The sequence below is a fragment of the Kribbella sp. NPDC026596 genome (genome assembly GCF_040638415.1).
GTDB lineage: Bacteria > Actinomycetota > Actinomycetes > Propionibacteriales > Kribbellaceae > Kribbella.
In genome coordinates this window covers 1-15,089 of sequence record NZ_JBEZYF010000027.1, presented here as the reverse complement: position 1 = coordinate 15,089, position 15,089 = coordinate 1, and the positions used below count along the sequence as shown (strand labels likewise).

The following is a 15,089-nucleotide window of genomic DNA, read 5'->3' as shown; positions in this document are numbered from 1 at the left end:
GACCGGGCCATCCGGCCGGCTGAGTGCAGCCGACCGGGTCTTCCGCCGGCGTCACGCCGGCACTTCCGGTTGTCCCGTCATGCCCTCTGGAGCTCTCGTATGCGTTCCCTCGGTACGTTCCTGCTGCCATCCGACCTCGGATCCGATTTCCGCAAGATCTGGCCGGCCTCGATCATCTCCAACCTCGGGGACGGCGCCATGGTTGCCGCCGGCCCATTGCTGGTCGCCTCGATCACCAGCGAACCGGCCGCGGTCGGCGCGGCCGCCTTCGTCCAGCAGTTGCCATGGCTGCTGTTCGCCCTGTTCAGCGGCGCACTGGTCGACCGGCTCGATCGCCGGCTGATGGTCGTTGCCGCCGACCTCTTTCGCGCGACGGTGCTCGCCGCCCTCGGCGCCGCCGTACTGCTCGGCACGTCACCCCTGTGGGCGATCTATCTGGCACTGTTCCTACTCGGTACGGCGGAAACACTCGCCGATAACGCATCGAGTGCATTGCTGGTGAGCGCCGTACCCAAAGCACACCTGGGTCGGGCCAACTCGCGGCTGTTTGCCAGTGGGACCGTTCTGCAACAGCTAGGCGGCCCACCGCTCGGCGCACTGCTGTTCGCGGTCGGGTCCGGCGTCCCGCTGGTCTTCGACGCGGTGACGTTCGCCGCTGCGGCCGCCTTGGTCGCACGAGTCGCCGTACGTCCACCACTACCGGAGCCGTCGGGTACGGCGCTCTGGAGCGAAGTGCGGGAGGGAGTCCGCTGGCTCTGGGGCCACGCCGGCGTACGGACGTTGGCCTGTTCGATCCTGGTCATGAACGTCACCTTCTGCGCCGCCTTCGCGACCTGGGTGCTGTTCGCCCGGGAGCGGCTCGGTCTGAGCGAAACGCAGTTCGGATTGCTCATCTCGGTCGGCGCAATCGGAGCGGTCCTCGGCATGCCGGTGTACCACCTGCTCGAGCCGCGTGTCGGCTCGCTGACCCTGCTGCGCGCCGGTCTGGTGATCGAGACGACGGTCCACCTGATCCTCGCGCTCACCCGGAGCCCTTGGGTCGCCGGCGCGACCATGGCTGTGTTCGGCGTCCACGCCGTGGTGTGGGGCATCGTGTCCACGACCGCCCGGCAGCTGGCGACGCCGGAGCCGCTGATGGGACGAGTGAACAGCGTGTACATGTTGGCCTCGGTCGGTGGGGCCGCGATCGGCTCGGCGCTAGGCGGCGTACTCGCGCAACGGTTCGGACTGGCCGCGCCGTTCGCCGCAGCGTTCGTGGCGATGGTGCTGATGACAGTGGTCGCCTGGCGGCCGCTTCGCCACGTCTCGGTACGCCGGGTGCCTGCAACGGACTGAAATCGGTTGCACGGTCTCGGAGAACGCTTGCTATGTTCGTGGCCGCCGAGTCGATGCGATGGGAGAAGCACTGTCATGCCCGCAGCCACATCCCTCGGTCTCCCGAACGTCCGTGGCCGCGTACCGCTTCTCGTCGCGCTGTCCATCGACTCGTTCGGCGGCGGGTGTGCCGGGCCGCTTCTACTGCTCTACTTCGTCAGGGTCGCCGATGTACCACTCGGCAAGGCCGGACTGGTACTGACGGTCGCGACGCTCTTCTCCATCGCCGCACCGGCCGTGGTGGGCTTGGTGATCGACAGAGTAGGCCCGCGCAACCTCGTGATCGGCGCGCAGTTCGCCCAGGGTCTCGCCTTCACGGGCTTCTTCTTCGGCCGGTCGCTTTGGCTCCTGTTCCTTTGCGCACTCGTGACGACGACCGGACAGCGGGCGTTCTGGTCTGCGATCTTCAGTCTGCTGGCTGACATCGCGGACGACGGCGACCGCGACCGGTGGTTCGGTCTGGGCGGCATGATGCAGGCCGGGGGATTCGCCCTCGGTGGACTGGCGGCCGGCCTCCTGCTGGCGATCGGCGGCGATACGCCGTTCCTGATTGCGATGGCTGTCAACGCGGTGACCTTCTTCGTGGCCGGTCTGCTTCTCCTGCGGTTGCACCCGTCTCACCACGAGCAGACCATGCAGGACACCGGACCGGCTCCGCGTCTGCGCAAGGACAAGCCGTTCCTGGTGCTGATCGGCGCCAACACCTTGCTGGCCCTCTGCATGATGATGTTCGGTGTTGGACTGCCTGTGTACATCGCTGAGGCACTGCCCGTACCCAAGTGGCTGGTCGGCGTCCTGTTGGCCGGGACCTCCGTCGTCCTGGCGACCGGTCAGACGCTCGTAGTGCGGCACACCGAACGGCGTCGTCGTACGAACGTCATGATCGTGTCCGGTGTGACCTGGGCGGTGTGGGGACTGCTGATGGCGTCGTTGCTGCATCTTCCGGGAGCGCTGGTGGTGCCCGTGCTGGTGCTGGCAACGGCGTGCTTCGCGTTCGCCGACGTGCTGCACGCTGCGACCAACAACGCGCTGTCAGCCGCGGTGGCACCGGTGGTCGGGCGCGGGAAGTACCTGTCCTACTGGCAGTACTCCTTCACGTTCGCGAGTGTGCTGGCGCCCGCCTTCTTCGCTCAGCTCTTCGAGCTGCAGCACGAATTCCCGTGGTTGGCCCTGAGCGCTCTGGCCCTCGTGGCCAGCGTGACGATGTTCGCGTTGGATCGGGCGATCCCGCAGAGTACGGCCCAGCGCACCTGAGCCTCCCGCGCATCCAACACGGCAGGATCAACGAGCACACCCCGTGAGCGCACCTGCGTTTCACCGCGCGCCCCGGGCACCTGGAATGACGCAGGTTCGCCCGACAATCTGACTCGTCAGGATGTGATGTCTCAGGACATCGGTGACAGTTCTGCATCAGGACATCGGTGACACTCGATGTGTCACGACATCGGTGACGATTCAGGGGTCTTGGCGTGGGCCGCGGGGGCGGCCGTTGCCGACGTAAGTCACTCCAGGCGCGGGCCTGGTGTGCTCGATGAGGATCTCGCCTTCCAGGTCGGCGACGGTGATCTTGTCGCCGCAGGTGATGACGAGGACCTGCTGGAAGCCTCGTCGCCCGTCGACGAGGTCCAGCAGGCCGTCGGGTCCGTTGTCGATCGCATTGGCGATGAGCGCGACATCGGTCGTCGATCCGTGCAGTTGTTGGCGGTTGGTCGGTCAGCTGGTGGCACGGGCGGCGTCGACGATCACGTCGGTCACCGCGTCCGGGTCGGAGATCATCGACAGGTGCGGCGCGTCGACCTTGGTGATGTGCGCGCCGGCGCGGTGCGCCATGATTTGCTGCTCCGCCGGTGGCAGCACCTTGTCCGCGGTACCGATGAGGTCCCAGGACGGGATGGTCTTCCACGCCGGAACACCGGCGAGGGTCTCACTGAGCGTGGTGGCGGTCAGTGGCCGCTGGGTGGCGGCCAGGACGGCGGCCTGCTTGGCCGGGATGCCACCGGCGAACAGGCCCGCGAACTGATCCGGCTTGATGTAGACGTCGGCGTTGACGACGTTTCCGCCGGCGTCGTGGATCGGCACCGCGGTGATCGAGCTGTTCGGGTCCAGGTCGGAGCCGGGCTGTGCGGCGGCGAGCGCGCCGACGCTGTCGCCTTGGTCGGGGATGAAGGCGTCGACGTAGACGAGGGCCTTGACGTTGGGGTTGCCGGTGGCAGCGCTGGTGGTCACCATGCCGCCGTAGGAGTGCCCGACGAGCACGACCGGGCCAGGGATGGTGGCCAGCAGATCACGCAGGTACTGCGCGTCGGTTGCGAGGCCGCGCAGCGGGTTTGCCTCGACATCGACGGTGTATCCGGCGCTCTGCAGCTTTGATGTCACGGCAGACCAGCTCGAGCCGTCGGCCCACGCACCGTGCACGAGCACGATCGTCGGTTTGAGCGGCGCGTCGTTCTGCATGGTTTGCGCGCTGCTGGCGCGGGCGCTACCGATGCCCAGCGCGAGCACGCCGGCGGTGAGAGCCGCGACGGCCGCGGGCAGTGACTTCTTCGGGGTACGCATGGATTTGTCCTTGCGGGTGTGGATATCCGCTCGGCGGGCTCGCCGGGCGGGGGGTTCAGCGGCGGCGCCGAGCTTGGAGAGGAGCTTCAGCAGCGCGGCGTGAACGGCTCGGCGTGCGTCCAGAAGGTGGCGTGTGGGCCGCCCGTCGAGGACACCGTCCGTGGTGTCGGAATCGACGCTAGGGTCCGACGCAGCCGCTGGCGCCGTTGCGCGCGTTACCCTGCACACCGTGCAGAGACCTGTGCACGAATGGTCCACCGCCACCTTCGCGGCGTCCGAGATGACCACATGGCAGTGGAGAGAGCTCGACCAGCCCGCCACCACCTCCGGCCGAGGACCGCGCACGCAGTGCAGACATCGGCGGTCGGCGCACGTTTCAGCGGCTACTCCGGCGGCGAGATCAGGGTCGAGACACCGGTGGCACCTACCGGATCACGGTGTGCCAGGGTTCGCCACTCGCGCGGCGAGAGCCCATAGGCGGCACGGAAGACGCGGCCGAAGCTGGACGGATCGGTGAATCCCCAACGCCGGGCGACCGTTGCTATCGTCAACGATCGCAACCCGGGCCGGGCGAGGTCTTCACGGCATCCCTCCAGCCGCTGATTGCGGATCCACTCGCCGAGGGAGATGCCGCCGGCGGCGAGGACGTTGTAGAGGTGCCGCACCGAGATGTGGTGCTCGGCGGCGATCTGGCCGGGGTGCAGCCCGGGGTCGCCCAGACGGGCGCGGACGTACTCCAGGATCCGCAACCGCAGCGTCGCGTGCAGTGGTTCCTTCCCCAGTGCGGTGGCATCCAGGTGGGTGGTGATGAGCGCACGGACCAGTGCGACACTCGGGTGGCTCACCGCGTCAGCAGCCGGGTGGGTGTAAATGTCCGGGCGGCTTGCCAGCCGATATAGATAGGTGGCGACCAGGTCAGCGATCGGATGTCCGGGGCTGAGAGTCGTGGCGCAGATCTGTCTGATCGCGTCGTGCGGCAGACCCAGGGCAGCGATGGGGATCCTGAAGAAGTGCTGGCGGATGCCGTCGGGATCGACCAGCGTGTACGGCGCGGTCGAGTCGTAGATGACCAGATCGCGTGGTTTGAGGACCGCTTCCCGGCCACCCTGGACGACCAGGCTCGAACCGGCCAGTTGGAGACCGAGGAAAATGCTCGGCGCAAGCTCGTCCCGGGCCAGGGCCGCTGTCCGCTCCACAGTGAGCGCGTTCGAGCGGACCGAACACACCGTCAGCTGTCCGAGCTGACTGATGGCGCCGTACGCAGCCGCGGGCCCAGCCTCGGCTGGGAAATCGATCTCGACCCGCACCTTCGCGCTGGCAATCGTCTCCCGTACCACCTCGGCGCGAACGGCGGCAGGCACGCTTCGCGTGTCAAGAATGTCTGTCATCCCGCCCACCTTCGATCCGCGGCACCAGCTCACAACCGTCGACCCGGGCGGCCGTCTTTCCGACGCCGCAGCAGTCGACTACTCGCGAGGCTGACTTCTGTTTGTCTAAGTCAGCTAGCAGACTACGGCCCAGACTATTGTCCACGCAAGTCAGCCCCTACACTCGGGACATGACAGATCTGCTCAGCCACCGGGAGACCTGGTCGATGGCCAACTGCTCGGTCGCCGCCTCGATCGACGTCGTCGGCACTCGTTCGGCGATCCTGGTCCTGCGGGAGGCGATCTTCGGCACCCGCCGATTCGAGGACTTTGTCCGCCGAGTAGGGATCGGCGAGCCCGCGGCGGCAGCCCGGCTCAAGGAACTGACCGCCGCCGGGCTGCTGGAGCGGGTGCCCTACCAGGAGCCCGGTCAACGGACCCGGCACGAATACCAATTGACCGCCAAAGGAATGGACTTCCAGCCCGTTGTCTATGCCCTGCTTCAATGGGGTTCGAAGTGGGAGACCGACGAGGCGGGCCCGCCCGTGCGTGCGACCCACCGCGCCTGCGGCGCAGCCGTCGGAGTCCGCATCCGTTGCGACGCGGGCCACGATGTGGATCCGGGTGACGTCGTAATCGAGGCAGGCCCGGGGCTGATCACAGTTTCCTGACTTCGCATCCCAGGGCGCCTGTGGACAACTGCAGGACGTGACGAGCGCCGATCCTCAGATTCGTGTAGCGGGGCAAAATTCTTGGCCATAGCACCAGAGCCGCACAGGAGCGGTCAGCCCGGGCGTGATGCTCCGGCTGGGTGTGTGCTCCCGGCTGAGTGGGCGGCGGCTCGATCGATCACGTCCATCGAGGCGGCGGGCTTGGACGCTGCGACCTCGGCTCGAACGCCGCCGCGGGCCTGTCGGTGAGGCTGCGCCGCCGGATCTCGTAGAACGTCTTGCGCGAGATGCCGTGCTCGGCACAGAAGGTCGTCACCGCCCCACAGGGCGCATCAGGCGGCCACTGCGTGATCGCGAGACGGACACGGGGATCAACAGACTCGTTCTTCGGCACCGGCGCAGTCGACCGAGCCGGGCCCTCACCCGCTCCGCCGACTCACCGAAGTGTCACCACCAAGATCCCCGAAAGTGTCACCGATGTCCCGATGCAGAACCGTCACCGGTGTCCTGCGACATGACATCTGACGCGTCAGGATGCGTTGCGTTCGATCGAACATCTGTTCTAATGTTTTCCCAGTTCGTGGTCCTCCACCCTGGATCGTCCGGTCGACCGAGCCTCCCACCTTCGATGTGGACGGCCGTCCGACGCCGCCGCCCGGGTTGTGAGGACCCGGGCTGTGGAGAATCCGCTCACCAACCGGGTACAGCTGAGGAAGACGAGGTGATGATCGACGGAAGGACAGCGACACATGCTGCTGGAACATCGCGGCCGCCGACCGATCGTGCCCGAATCCGCTTACGTCGCCCCATCAGCCGTGCTCTGTGGAGCCGTCGTGCTGGCCGAGGGCAGCAGAGTCCTGCATGGTGCGGTGCTGACGGCGGAGAACGGCGAGGTCCGTCTCGGTGAGAACAGTGTGGTGATGGAGAACGCCCTGGTGCGCGGCCGGGCCGATCATCCCGCCCTGCTCGGCGACGCGGTCCTGGTAGGTCCCCATGCACACGTCAACGGCGCCACGGTCGAGGACGAAGTCTTCATCGCCACGGGCGCCGCGTTGTTCCCTGGTTCTGTCGCCGGCGCAGGCGCGGAGCTCCGGATCAACAGCGTGCTGCACGTGAACTCGCGCCTGGAATCTGGCGCGGTCCTCCCAATCGGATGGATCGCGGCCGGCGACCCGGCCCAGCTCTTCTCACCCGACCGGCACGAAGAGCTATGGCAACTCCAGCGCGACCTGGACTTCCCCGGTACCGTCTACGGCGTCCCCCGCGGCACCCCCATGCGCGACATCATGTCCCGCCAATCCACCTACTACGGCACGCACCAGTCCGACCGCCTCCTCGACCCGTGACCACCGTCAACCGATGGTGAGGTTGCGTAGCTCGAAGCGGCGTACCTGGGCGGGTGCCGTGCCTGAGCAGGTCAGACGAGCGTCGATGGTGTCGAGGTGGACGGACAGCTCGACGGTGATGGGGCCTGCGGTGGAAGCGAGCCTTACCAGCCAGCGGTGGTTGGGGAGTTCTTGAACGGCTTGAGGACGGAGGTTGTTGACGGCAACTGACTGGCCGGCGGTGCGGGCGAAGTGCTGCGCTGCTTGGACCGGGGGTGTGAACGCACCTGATCCACGGAGGAGATCGGGTACGACGGTGCCTTCGTCGTAGCGCTTGGCGAGCTCAACGGCGCGGGTCGTGGACACATGCCCGTAGAACAGGCCATGCGGCAGTACGACGACGTTCGCGGCGAACCGGTCGCCGCCGATGTGACTGCATTCCCAGGTCCGCTCGGGATAGGCAGCCGCCAAAGCCGCAGCCACCGGACGTCCTCGCACGGCACAACACGCGTCGTGCCGTCCATGCGTGCACACCAGATACACCGGCTCGTGGCTGACTGTTCCTTTGTCCACGCCCGCGAGCACATCCAACAGGTGCTCGTCCGCAGGCAACTCACCCCACCGAACTGACTCCCGCCCCGGCCGGCAATCCACCAATCCCCACCGCCGCGGCGCCGACCGATCCACCCGCCCAAACCGCCGTACCAGCACCGGCCGGTACCCCAAACCCCGACAAACCCGCGCAACCTCCACCCCCAACTCGTCCCCCACACCACCAACCCCGGCACCAGCAGTCCCCACACCAGCACTCGCGGCGCTGGCACTCGCGGCGCTGGGGCTCTCGGCACCGGCGCTGTCCGTACCGGCGTTCCCGGCGGCGGCGTTCCCGGGACCAGCACTTCCTGGACGGGGGCTGGCGGTGCGGGCACGTGTTGCGGCGCCGGCGTCGAGGCTGGTTAGGGCGTTGCGGGGCCAGGGGTGGTGGGACTCGATGAGGAGCCAGCGGCTGGCGGGTGGGGCGGTGGCTACGGGGGAATCGCCCCGGAGGTCGGCGAGCGCGGCGCAGCCTGTCTCCGCGCGGTATCTGCCGTCGTCACCCACGCCCACTCACCTTACTGTTGCTCGCTCCAACCACCCCCGGATGTTCACGAGTTGGTCGCACCACGACTGCGTCGGTTGGGGTGGTCAGGGACTGGTTGCGACTAGGACTGCTTCGGTGAGGAGGCGGCGGACCAGGACTAGTTGGTCGGGGTCGTCGAGGCCTGGGAGGTTGCCTACCTTGCAGTCGGTGCCGGAGGTGAGCTCCATGACCGCAGCGGCTGTCACCGCTGGCAAGGTGATGGTGCGGTCGGGTAGCTGGAGGACGACGGGGTCGCCTGGTATGACTCGGCAGCGGAGGCCGGTGCGTAGGCGGACCGTCGTACCGACTGCCAGGGAAGCGATGGATGCTGCGTGGGCCAGCGGCGGTAGTGGGGCGGGGCGGTTGCCGGACCACGTACGGCGTCTGAGGCGAGCCGCGAGCGCGTCGGGTGTTGCTGACTGGATCTGACGGACGAAGAGGTCAGCCACCTGTGGCAGAACCTTGCTGAGCTGGTCCGGATCGCCCGGATCGAAGCCCAGCGGCAACGCGGTCCGCAGCGACGCGTCGTCGGCAGCCAGCGCAGCCAGCTCCTGCACGAGGAGGTACCGGGTCAGCGTGTGCATGCCAACGGTTAGATGCGCACTGACACCACCGAGCGCCTTGGCCGAATGCAAGAAGCCGCGCGGTACATAGAGCGCATCGCCAGGCCGCAGTACCTCGTCGATCACCGGAGCCTCGTCGCGCGCAGCCGCCGCTACCGCCTTCGAGTGGTCCGTCCACGGCTGGTTGCGCAGCGGATCGACGTGCACCGGCTCATGCACGGTCCAGTGCTTCTCGCCCGCCACCTGCAACACAAAGACATCATGTACGTCGTAATGCGCCGAGAACCCCTGTGACTCCGCCGGAGTGATGTACGCGTTGATCTGCACCGGATGACCGGCATCTGCCGACAGCTGGGTCGCAAAGTCGACGAGCGCGGGCCAGGTGCGGTGCAGGGCCTGCAGTACGACGGTGTGGCCGCTGGCGAACAACGCCGCCACCTTGTCGTCGCGGATCTGATCCCCGATGTCCGCGCCCACACCACCCGATCCGGTGAACTGCCCGTCGCCAACCACTGCACCGTTCTTGGCGATGCGCAGGAATGGTGTCCTGAGTCCGCGGCGGGACAGCAGTTCGTCCGCGGCCTCGAGGGTGAACAGATCGTCGTACGGCGCGGGCAGGTCCGGGCCATGGGACAGCAGAGCCCGCGAACCCCAGTAGGAGTTCGAGAACTCGTCCAGATCACCCGCTACACAGCGCCGGAGAGCCGGGCGCTCATCCGGCAGCGGCCCGGCCCCCGGCACGGTACTCACCAACTCCCGGAGCCGCCGCCAGCTCCACCGTCGGCGCCACCGTCAGTGCCACCCTCCCTCGCACCACCGTCAGCCGGCCCTTCGCCGCCGCCTCCCGCGCCACCGTCCGCGCCGCCATCGGCACCACCATCCGTGCCGCCCGGTGTCGCACCGCCGTCAGCGGGCCCTTCACCGCCGCCAGCACCGCCATCCGCACCGCCATCGGCGCCACCGTCAGTGCCACCGGGCGTCGCGCCACCGTCAGCCGGACCCTCACCGCCGCCATAGCCACCCGCACCGCCGTCGGCACCGCCGTCAGTGCCGCCCGGTGTTGCACCACCGTCGGCAGGCCCTTCACCGCCGCCGGCACCGCCATCCGCACCGCCATCGGCGCCGCCGTCAGTGCCCCCTGGGGTGGCGCCACCGTCCGCCGGTCCTTCGCCGCCCGAGCCTCCGTACCCGCCGGCGCCGCCGTCGGCACCACCATCCGTGGCACCTGCGGTCGCGCCACCGTCCGCGAGTCCCTCGCCACCTTCGGATGAGGTGTTCATGTCGTCGTCGTTCAGACCCATCTTGCTGCTCCCTTCGCGAATGACCAGAAGGAGTGCCAGACGTGGAGCGGGGCACTCAGGGACCATCCTGTGCGCAAAGTGGGGGTCGACTAAACCCCTCAGGGATCACAGCGGCAACTCGGTTCGACCGCGAACGCCGCACGACCGCGATCGCAACCAGAACGTCAAGCCACGCGCGGTCAGGAAGCCGGGTCGCGGGCGGTCAGGAAGCCGGTTCGCGGGCGGTCAGGAAGCCGGGTCGCGGGCGGTCAGGAAGCCGGTTCGCGGGCGGTCAGGAAGCCGGGTCGCGGGCGGTCAGGAAGCCGGGTCGCGGGCGGTCAGGAAGCGGGCTCGTAAACGATCAGGACGTGAGGTCGCGCCACACCTTGGCGAAGCCGTCGGTGACGTCCTCCGGGCGGACCGCGATCCGCAGCCAATCCGGTCCGAGCCCCGGGAACGTGTCCCCGCGCCGGACCGCGAATCCACGCTGTCGCAGGGATTCCCGCAGTACGGCGCCACCCTCGACCCGCACGAGGACGAACGGTCCACGCGGCACGCCGTACGTCGAAACCGGACCACGCACCCCGGACCCGGCCATGCCCCCGACTCCCAGGCTGGCAAGCAGATGGACGCGTTGACGATCGATGTCCAGCGCCGCCTGGGCCGCCTCCGCCACGGCCCGTTCGTTGCTGGAGGCAATTGCCGCCGCGAGTGCAGGAGTGGACACCGGCCAATGCGGCTGGACAGCAGCCAACTGCTCGATCAGCCCGGGCGCCGCGAGTACGTATCCAATCCGCAGCCCGGCGAGCCCCCAGGTCTTGGTCAGACTCCGGATCACCACCAACCCCGGGATCGACGCACCCGCGAGCGACTCAGGCTCGCCCGGTACGGCGTCCATGAACGCCTCATCAACGACGAGGATCCGGTCGGGCCGCGCCAGCTCACGCAGATCGTCGGCGCGATGCAGCACCGACGTGGGGTTGGTCGGATTGCCGATGACCACGAGATCAGCGTCGGCCGGCACCGTCCGTGGATCGAGGACGAACCCGTCCTCGGCACGCAGGATCACCCGGTCGACCACATGCCCGGCGGACCGCAGCGCCGCCTCAGGTTCGGTGAACTGTGGATGAACCACCACCGCATGCCGTGGCCGGAACGCCCGCGCGATCAGTACGAACGCCTCCGCGGCACCCGCCGTCAGCAGGACCCGATCCGGCGCCACCCGATGCCGCGCGGCGATCGCCGCCACTGCCGCGTCCTGCCGCGGGTACGACGCCAGGTCGGTCAAACTGCACGTGATCTCGTCGATCAACCACGGTGGCGGAGTCCCCGCCCGCACATTGACAGCGAGATCGACCAGCCCATCTCCGACCTCGAGATCGCCATGATGCTCCAGATCAAACCCATCCAGCACCCCTGGAGGCTAGCCGCTCCAGCCGGATTCCGGACCAGTTGGTCCAAGCACTGGGCGTTAGCGAGGGGTCACGGTGTACCGGCGGTTCCGCAGTGACGGATTGCGCGTGCGTACGTCGGCCAGCCGCTCAGCCGACACGTCCGCGAGCGCGTGCCCGTCCGCCTCACCCACCGACGCCAGAGCAACCCCCTGCGGGTCGATGACCTGACTGAGACCGCAGTACTTCTTCCCGTTCTGCGCAGCGGCCGCCACGTAGCACGTGTTCTCCACTGCCCGAGCGGTAAGCAGAGTGGTCCAGTGGTGCTCCTTCAAAGGCCCACGGACCCACGCGGCAGGTACGACGAGCACCTCGGCGCCGGCGTCGATCAGAGCGCGCGACAACTCAGGAAAGCGCAGGTCGTAGCAAGTCATCAGGCCCAGCGACACACCGCCGACGTTGACCACCACCGGCGCCACGTCTCCCGACGTCAGCTGATCCGACTCCTTGTACCCGAACGCGTCGTACAGATGGATCTTCCGATAGGCGCCGAGCAACGATCCGTCGGCGCCTACGGCCAGCAGCGTGTTGTACGGACGGTGCTGGTCGCAGCTGCGTTCGAACATCCCGGCCACGATCGCCACGCCGTGTTCGAGCGCGCACTTCCGCAGCGTGTCGACGAACTCCCCGTCCAGCGCTTCAGCGGCCTCCGCCACCGAGCCGCCTTCGATGGCGAAGTCGGACATCATCGCTTCCGGCAGTACGACGAGGTCCGGCCCGCCCTGGGCCGCATCGGCGACGACGCGGGTCACCAGGTCGCGGTTCGCGGCCTTGTCGAGGCTGCTGGCGGTCTGCACCACGGCGATCTTCACGTCTCCATGGTGCCGCAAAGGCGTGGGACTTGAACCCAGCCGCAGTACGTCGGGTGGGAGACTGCCTTCGTGGAGTTCGACGCGCTGGTACTCGCTGGGGGTGGGTCGACCCGGTTCGGCGGGGTGGACAAGGCGATGCTGGTGCTCGAAGGCATCACGCTGCTCGACCGGGTGCTGACTGCGACCGCTGACGCCGTGTCGACCGTGGTGGTCGGCCCGGTCCGCACCACCTGCCGCCCGGTCGCCTGGACCGTCGAAGATCCACCGTCCGGCGGTCCGGTCGCAGGGATCGCAGCAGGGCTAAGCCATGGCACCGCACCGGTCGTCGTACTCCTGAGCTGCGACCTGCCCTGGCTAACGAAGGAAGACGTCGCGCAGTTGGTCGATGGACTCGCCGACCACGACGGCCACGGGCTGCGGGACACGGACGGCCGCGAACAACAGCTCGCGACCGCCTACCGCCGTACGGCGCTCACCGAAGCGATCACGCAGCTCGGCGATCCCCGCGACAAGTCGGTACGCCGCCTGGTCGCGCAACTCGATCTCGCCTGGACCGACCCAACCCATGCCGGCGACGACGTCGACACCTGGTCAGATTTTGACGACTGAAAACCGATAGACACCGCTTCTAGCGTGAGGCTGTGGACATCAAGGCAATGGTGGCTAAGGCCAGCCCGGACAGCGAAGTCACCGAGGTCGTCCAGCGGACCGGCGGCCAACTGAGCACGGTCTTCGAGGTACGACGAGTAGACGCCGACCCGCTGATCGTGAAGGTGTACGCACCGGAGTGGGCCTGGAAGCAGGCCAAGGAAGTGCATGTCTACCGCTTGCTGGCCACGGAGCTGAACGGCTCCATCCCACGAGTGATTCACACCGATGAGCACGACGCGTTCACAGTCCTGACGAAGCTCGACGGCGTACCGCTGTCGGAGTTCGAGCCGACTGACTGGCGAGCGACGTACGCCGAACTCGGACAACTGCTCGCCCGCGTGCATCGGATCCCACAACCGGCGTACGGGTATCTGACCGACCAGATCCTCGATCCGTTGCCGGACAACGATCAGTACATGCGCAGGCAGTTCGCGAAGAAGCTTGACGAGTTCGAGCAGCTCGGCGGAGACCAAGCACTGGGCGAGAAGATCGGAAGGTTCGTCGATCGCCACCAAGGATTGCTGGCGAACAACGAAGCACCCGTCCTCTGTCACAACGACTTCCACGAGGGCAACGTGCTCGTGGATCCGGTGACCGGGCGGGTGACGGGATTCATCGACGTCGAGAACGCGATCGCCGCCGACCCACTGATCGACCTCGCGAAGACCGCGTCGTACTCGATCCGCGGCAACGCCGACAAGCTCGCCGGTCTGGTCGACGGGTACGGCGCACTCCCCACGGACTGGGCGGATCGCCTGCATCTGTACCGCATCTACCACTCCCTCGAGCTATGGGACTGGTTCAAGTCGATAGGCGAGACCACTCACCTCGACAGCATCGCCGCGGAGCTGGCCGAGCTCGTCAACGGCTGAGGGTACGGTGGGCGGCATGCGAGCTGTCGTGTGTGAGGGTGCCGGCGGGATCGAGGTTCTGACGGTCGGCGAGATCGAGGATCCGCAGCCGGCCGTCGACGAGGTCGTCATCGACGTGGTCGCCGCGGGGGTGAACCGGGCCGATCTGCTGCAGCGGCAGGGGTTTTATCCGCCGCCGCCCGGAGCACCGGGGACGATCGGGCTCGAGGTGTCCGGCACGATCTCCGCGGTCGGCGCCCAGGTCGAGGGCTGGTCCGTCGGCGACGAGTGCTGCGCGCTGCTCGCGGGTGGTGGGTACGCCGAGAAGGTCGCCGTACCGGCTCCGCAGGTGATGCCCGTACCCGAGGGGCTCGACCTGGTCAGCGCTGCGGCACTGCCCGAGGTGGTCGCGACGGTGTGGTCGAACGTGTTCATGACCGCGCATCTCAAGGACGGCGAGACGCTGCTCGTGCACGGCGGCTCGTCCGGCATCGGCTCGATGGCGATCCAGCTCGGGGTCGCGCATGGCGCACGGGTGCTGACCACGGTCGGCAGCGTGGACAAGATGGAGTTCTGCACCCGGCTCGGCGCGGATGTCGCGATCAACTACAAGGAAGCCGAGTGGGCGTCGGTAGTCCAGGAGGCGACCGGCAAGGCCGGCGCGGACGTGATCCTCGACATCATGGGCGCGAAGTACCTGACCGACAACGTGAAGACGCTCGCGTACGACGGCCGCCTGGTGGTGATCGGGATGCAGGGTGGCACGAAGGGCGAGCTGGATCTCGGCCGGCTGATGAGCCGCCGCGGATCGATCACCGGCACCGGCCTCCGGGTTCGCTCGGTCGAGGACAAGGGCCGCATTCTCGCCGAGGTCGTCGGCCACGTCTGGCCCCTGATCGCCGAGAAGAAGGTCCGTCCGATCGTCCACGCCACCTACCCCCTCGCCGAAGTGGCCCGCGCCCACCAGGACCTCGAAGAATCCACCCACCTGGGCAAGATCCTCCTGACTCTCTAGGGCGTGTCTGACGGTTCCGCGCAGTAAGCGCGGGACCGTCAGACACGCCCTAG

The 15,089-nt window shown here is 67.8% G+C and carries 14 protein-coding genes and 1 pseudogene; 7 read left to right on the top strand and 8 right to left on the bottom strand.

The genetic code is table 11. The features are described 5' to 3' along the window. Positions 1–99 precede the first annotated feature (99 nt). Positions 100–1,335, top strand: coding sequence for an MFS transporter (locus tag AB0E63_RS22695; RefSeq protein WP_360369451.1), 1,236 nt, complete (start codon positions 100–102; stop codon positions 1,333–1,335). 75 nt (positions 1,336–1,410) lie between these two features. After that, on the top strand, positions 1,411–2,628 hold the full coding sequence (locus tag AB0E63_RS22690; protein WP_360369448.1) for an MFS transporter: 1,218 nt from the start codon (positions 1,411–1,413) through the stop codon (positions 2,626–2,628). A 459-nt stretch (positions 2,629–3,087) separates the two neighbouring features. On the opposite strand, the gene AB0E63_RS22685 is transcribed toward AB0E63_RS22690, so the two are convergent. Further along, complete coding sequence (locus AB0E63_RS22685; protein ID WP_360369445.1) at positions 3,088–3,930, bottom strand: alpha/beta hydrolase; 843 nt, start codon at positions 3,928–3,930, stop codon at positions 3,088–3,090. Positions 3,931–4,313: 383 nt separating this feature from the next. Beyond that, positions 4,314–5,318, bottom strand: coding sequence for a helix-turn-helix domain-containing protein (locus AB0E63_RS22680; protein WP_360369442.1), 1,005 nt, complete (start codon positions 5,316–5,318; stop codon positions 4,314–4,316). A 170-nt stretch (positions 5,319–5,488) separates the two neighbouring features. Between AB0E63_RS22680 and AB0E63_RS22675 the strand changes: the two genes are divergently transcribed. Continuing rightward, positions 5,489–5,968 (top strand): helix-turn-helix domain-containing protein, encoded by a 480-nt coding sequence (locus AB0E63_RS22675; RefSeq protein ID WP_360369440.1) that lies wholly within the window; start codon positions 5,489–5,491, stop codon positions 5,966–5,968. Positions 5,969–6,170: 202 nt separating this feature from the next. Here the strand turns inward: AB0E63_RS22675 and AB0E63_RS22670 are convergent. After that, a pseudogene (locus tag AB0E63_RS22670) lies at positions 6,171–6,320 on the bottom strand (IS481 family transposase); the annotation flags it as partial. Positions 6,321–6,717: 397 nt separating this feature from the next. Between AB0E63_RS22670 and AB0E63_RS22665 the strand changes: the two are divergent. Next, a complete protein-coding gene (locus AB0E63_RS22665) occupies positions 6,718–7,314 on the top strand; it encodes a gamma carbonic anhydrase family protein (RefSeq protein ID WP_360369437.1) in 597 nt (198 codons plus the stop codon). A 6-nt stretch (positions 7,315–7,320) separates the two neighbouring features. Here the strand turns inward: AB0E63_RS22665 and AB0E63_RS22660 are convergent, their stop codons facing one another. The 5 genes from AB0E63_RS22660 to AB0E63_RS22640 all read right to left on the bottom strand — a co-directional run bounded on the left by AB0E63_RS22660 (position 7,321) and on the right by AB0E63_RS22640 (position 12,519). Then, positions 7,321–7,866 carry a sucrase ferredoxin gene (locus tag AB0E63_RS22660; protein ID WP_360369748.1) on the bottom strand — a complete coding sequence of 182 codons (546 nt, stop codon included), beginning with the start codon at positions 7,864–7,866 and terminating at the stop codon, positions 7,321–7,323. 612 nt (positions 7,867–8,478) lie between these two features. After that, a complete protein-coding gene (locus AB0E63_RS22655; RefSeq protein ID WP_360369434.1) occupies positions 8,479–9,726 on the bottom strand; it encodes a cupin domain-containing protein in 1,248 nt (415 codons plus the stop codon). Continuing rightward, complete coding sequence (locus AB0E63_RS22650) at positions 9,689–10,192, bottom strand: hypothetical protein (protein WP_360369432.1); 504 nt, start codon at positions 10,190–10,192, stop codon at positions 9,689–9,691. The genes AB0E63_RS22655 and AB0E63_RS22650 overlap by 38 nt, the downstream gene beginning before the upstream one ends. Before the next feature lie 425 nt (positions 10,193–10,617). After that, positions 10,618–11,670, bottom strand: a complete 1,053-nt coding sequence (cobC, locus tag AB0E63_RS22645; protein ID WP_360369429.1) for an Rv2231c family pyridoxal phosphate-dependent protein CobC — start codon at positions 11,668–11,670, stop codon at positions 10,618–10,620. A 57-nt stretch (positions 11,671–11,727) separates the two neighbouring features. Further along, positions 11,728–12,519, bottom strand: a complete 792-nt coding sequence (locus AB0E63_RS22640; RefSeq protein WP_360369426.1) for a carbon-nitrogen hydrolase family protein — start codon at positions 12,517–12,519, stop codon at positions 11,728–11,730. 69 nt (positions 12,520–12,588) lie between these two features. On the opposite strand from AB0E63_RS22640, the gene AB0E63_RS22635 reads away from it, so the two are divergent. From AB0E63_RS22635 to AB0E63_RS22625, 3 genes are read left to right on the top strand one after another with little or no spacing between them, the layout of a single operon-like run. Beyond that, positions 12,589–13,128: a molybdenum cofactor guanylyltransferase gene (locus AB0E63_RS22635; RefSeq protein ID WP_360369423.1), complete on the top strand. Its 540-nt coding sequence runs from the start codon at positions 12,589–12,591 to the stop codon at positions 13,126–13,128. Between the two features lie 32 nt (positions 13,129–13,160). Beyond that, complete coding sequence (locus AB0E63_RS22630; RefSeq protein WP_360369420.1) at positions 13,161–14,042, top strand: aminoglycoside phosphotransferase family protein; 882 nt, start codon at positions 13,161–13,163, stop codon at positions 14,040–14,042. A gap of 16 nt (positions 14,043–14,058) precedes the next feature. After that, complete coding sequence (locus AB0E63_RS22625) at positions 14,059–15,036, top strand: NAD(P)H-quinone oxidoreductase (RefSeq protein ID WP_360369417.1); 978 nt, start codon at positions 14,059–14,061, stop codon at positions 15,034–15,036. Positions 15,037–15,089 lie beyond the last annotated feature (53 nt).

Excerpts from the sequence above, each read along its gene's own strand:
- AB0E63_RS22695 (WP_360369451.1), top strand. The coding sequence starts at position 100 with ATGCGTTCCCTCGGTACGTTCCTGCTGCCATCCGACCTCGGATCCGAT.
- AB0E63_RS22690 (WP_360369448.1), top strand. The coding sequence starts at position 1,411 with ATGCCCGCAGCCACATCCCTCGGTCTCCCGAACGTCCGTGGCCGCGTA.
- AB0E63_RS22685 (WP_360369445.1), bottom strand. The coding sequence starts at position 3,930 with ATGCGTACCCCGAAGAAGTCACTGCCCGCGGCCGTCGCGGCTCTCACC.
- AB0E63_RS22680 (WP_360369442.1), bottom strand. The coding sequence starts at position 5,318 with ATGACAGACATTCTTGACACGCGAAGCGTGCCTGCCGCCGTTCGCGCC.
- AB0E63_RS22675 (WP_360369440.1), top strand. The coding sequence starts at position 5,489 with ATGACAGATCTGCTCAGCCACCGGGAGACCTGGTCGATGGCCAACTGC.
- AB0E63_RS22665 (WP_360369437.1), top strand. The coding sequence starts at position 6,718 with ATGCTGCTGGAACATCGCGGCCGCCGACCGATCGTGCCCGAATCCGCT.
- AB0E63_RS22650 (WP_360369432.1), bottom strand. The coding sequence starts at position 10,192 with ATGGTGGTGCCGACGGCGGCGCCGGCGGGTACGGAGGCTCGGGCGGCG.
- AB0E63_RS22625 (WP_360369417.1), top strand. The coding sequence starts at position 14,059 with ATGCGAGCTGTCGTGTGTGAGGGTGCCGGCGGGATCGAGGTTCTGACG.